Genomic DNA, 3434 nt, shown 5'->3' on the forward strand with positions numbered 1-3434 from the left:
AGCTGCAGAGGTAGGGTGATGGTCAGCAGACCGCCGGAACGGGGTTCCTCAACTCAAGGTAGTAGTGGAAACAGCCTCTAAGGCCACGGTGGCGATGACTCTGGTGCAGTTCACGAGGACCGGTGAGCCGATGTCGAGAGAAGACGCACTGATCTCGAGCTTGGCCGAGGACTTGGCGGGCAACCCGCTGATCCCGTCTTCATAAAGCCGGCGAAGAGGCAGTCAGCAAACGTAAAAGAGCCCCGGCTGGATTTCTCCGGCCGGGGCTCAAAGCCCATCGCAGCACCTGCGCTACAAAGATGATCTAGGAGCGGCGTATACGGCCGCTCGGCCCTCAGGCTTGGCGCAGATTGCCGGCCGAGGACTTGCCCTGCTGACCGCTCTGCACATCGTACGCGAGCTTGTCGCCCTCACGGACGTCCAGACCAGCACGCTGAACGTCAGAGATATGCAGGAAGACGTCCTTGGAGCCGTCGTCGGGCTGAATGAAGCCGTAGCCCTTGGTCGCGTTGAACCACTTAACGGTGCCTGTGGCCATGATTTGCTTCCAATCAAAACAGAAAACCAGTGTGCAACATTGCACACAGGGTCATCTTCACTTTGAGACGGAAACAAACCCGAGCCCAGATGAATGGACTTGGGAAGCACACCGACACAACGAACCTGACAGGTTCTATGTGGAAATTGGTCCTCAACTCGGCAAGGGTGTTTTCGAACAGCGACGCCATGACACGGCCTGCTGTGAGATCGCCGCCGCCTGCCTTGGCCTTGGGCGAGGCGCCTAGAATCGTCCCCGGCGTCGCCCGGATGTGCGCCAAGCGGCGTTCTCAGCATCGCCACCGCCCCCTGAGTCAAGAGACGTCGTGTCCCGTCCAGGTTACCCGGCAGACGCTGGCCGAAGCTGCGAGATCGCGGACGTTGCAGAGCGGCTAAACACGTCCGCCGCGGCGCTGTTCCCTCTCTCGCGGGTGCGTTCTTCGGGGTCGGTCGGGGCAGCCAGCTCAGCCGTTCGGCGTTGGTTCTACTACGGGGCGCCTCATAGGACGTTGCGGCTCCCTGCCGCCAGGAGGGGCGCACCCAGAACGGGAACTATGATGGCTGACCACGCCGGGACGATGAAACGGCAGCAAGCCCTCGCTGACTTCGGTGAACTCGCCCTTCGTTCCCAAGACCTCGACAAGATCCTGACCGAAGCCTGCCGCCTCGTGGGTGAAGCACTCGGAACCGCACGGGCCAAGGTTCTGGAAATTCAGCACGCCGGGCAGCAACTCCTGGTCAGGGCTGGCGTGGGTTGGGATGCCGGTATCATCGGGCATATGCGCCTGCCCATGGCGGAGCACTCCTCCGAGACCTTCGCGATCAAGGCTGGCGCGCCGGTGATCACCCAAGACATTAGCAAGGAGGGCCGCTTTGGCGTCCCGCCCTTTATGAAGGCCGCTGGGGTGGTCGCCCTGGTTAACGTGCCGATCTTCCTGCCTGGCGGACGGGCCTATGGGCTGCTCGAGGTTGATGACACCGAGCCGCGTCACTTTGGCGACGACGACGTGCAGTTCCTTCGCACCTACACCAGCATTCTGGGTCCGGTGATTGACCGTCTGCTCATCGCGCGCGCCCTGCGCTCCACCGAGGAGCGCTTCCGCCTCACCGTGGAGGCCGCTCTCGACTACGCCATTCTCCTCATCGACCCGCAGGACCGGATCACCGACTGGCTGCCTGGAGCCGAGGCTGTCTTCGGCTGGACAGCCGCGGAGGCGGTCGGACAGCCCAGCGCCATTATCTTCACGCCCGAGGACCGGGAGAGCCGTCAGGACAAGTGGGAGGCGGAGACGGCCCGCCGGGAAGGTGCTGCGCCGGATGTTCGCTGGCACATTCGCAAGGACGGCAGGCGGGTCTTTATCGAGGGGTTCACCCGGGCTCTGCGTGACCCGGACGGCACCTTGCTCGGCTTCCTCAAGATTGGCCAGGATGTCACGGAGCGCCGCAGGGCCGAGGAGCAGCTGCGCGAGAGTGAGCGACGCCAGCGCGCGTTGATCGAGGCACTGCCGCAGCTGATCTGGCGCTCGGCGGGGGGCGGTGAGTGGACCTGGGCCGGGCCGCAGTGGGTCACCTATACCGGCCTGCCGGCCGAGGTAAGCCTGGGCTGGGGCTGGCTTGAGGCGCTCCACCCCGAGGACCGCCAAGCGGCGAGCGATGCCTGGGCCAAGGCAGACCTGACCGGCCTGTTCCAGGCTGACTACCGCATCCACCATGCCGGCCCAGGCAGGTACGTCTGTTTCCAGACCCGTGCCGTACCCGTGCGTGACGAGGGTGGCCGGATCATCGAATGGGTTGGCGCGTCGACGGACATCGAGGACCAGGTCCAGGCCCGCGAGGTGCTGGCGCGCGGCCGTGACGAGTTGGGCGCGCTCGTCGCCGCGCGAACGGCGGAGTTGATGGTTGCCGAGGAGAGTCTCCGCCAGGCGCAGAAGATGGAGGCGGTCGGGCAGCTCACGGGCGGCATTGCGCACGACTTCAACAACATGCTCCAGGGTGTCAGCGGCAGCGTCGGCATGGCGCGCCGCCAGATCGGTCAAGGCAATGCTGACCGGGCAGTACGCTACCTGGACGCCGCTCAAGGCGCGGTAGAGCGCGCGGCAGGGTTGACCCGGCGCCTGCTGGCCTTCGCGCGGCGCCAGCGCCTCGAGACCAAGCCGGTGGACGCGGACGGGCTGGTCGCCGGAATGGCCGATCTGATCCACAGGACAGTAGGGCCGGGGATCGCGGTGGAGCTGCGCCTGCGTGACGGCGCCGGCATGGTCCAATGCGACGCCAACGAGTTGGAGAACGCGCTGCTGAACCTCTGCATCAACGCGCGCGACGCCATGCCTGAGGGCGGACGGCTGGCGATCGGCACGGATGAAGTGTCTCTCACAAAGGAGGACCTGCGGCGCAGCGACGACCCTGTGCCCGGCGAATACGTGGTGATCTCGGTCAGGGATGGCGGCGCCGGCATCCCTCCCGAGCTGCTGGAGCGCGTCCTGGAGCCGTTCTTCACGACCAAGCCGCAGGGCCAGGGCACCGGACTGGGGCTGAGCCAGGTCTACGGCTTCGTGCGGCAGTCCGGCGGGCTGATGCGGATCGAGAGCACTCTCGGGCAGGGCACCACAGTCCGCCTGCTCCTGCCGCTGCACAGGCACCTGCAGGCGGCCGATGAGCCGGCCGCGGCCCCGGCACCGGAGAGGACCGGTCAGGCAGCAACGGTCCTGCTGGTTGATGACGAGAATGCTGCGCGGCGCCCGGTGGCCGATCGGCTACGTGAGTTGGGTTACACGGTGCTCGAGGCGAGGGACGGGCCGGAGGCGCTCAGGGTGCTGGCCTCTTCCACGCAGCCGGACTTGCTGGTCACTGACGTTGGACTGCCGAACGGGATGAACGGCCGGCAGGTGGCCGAGGCG

The 3434-nt window shown here is 66.0% G+C and carries 2 protein-coding genes; one reads left to right on the forward strand and one right to left on the reverse strand.

What is annotated here, in order from left to right:
- Positions 1-334 precede the first annotated feature (334 nt).
- On the reverse strand, positions 335-538 hold the full coding sequence (locus BO39_RS29080; RefSeq protein ID WP_043840353.1) for a cold-shock protein: 204 nt from the start codon (positions 536-538) through the stop codon (positions 335-337).
- Positions 539-1091: 553 nt separating this feature from the next.
- On the opposite strand from BO39_RS29080, the gene BO39_RS30765 reads away from it, so the two are divergent.
- Positions 1092-3434, forward strand: a 2343-nt coding sequence (locus BO39_RS30765; protein WP_052403026.1) for a PAS domain S-box protein, incomplete at its 3' end; no start/stop codon positions are given.

Source organism: Roseomonas aerilata DSM 19363 (genome assembly GCF_000711725.1).
Classification (GTDB): Bacteria; Pseudomonadota; Alphaproteobacteria; order Acetobacterales; family Acetobacteraceae; genus Roseomonas; species Roseomonas aerilata.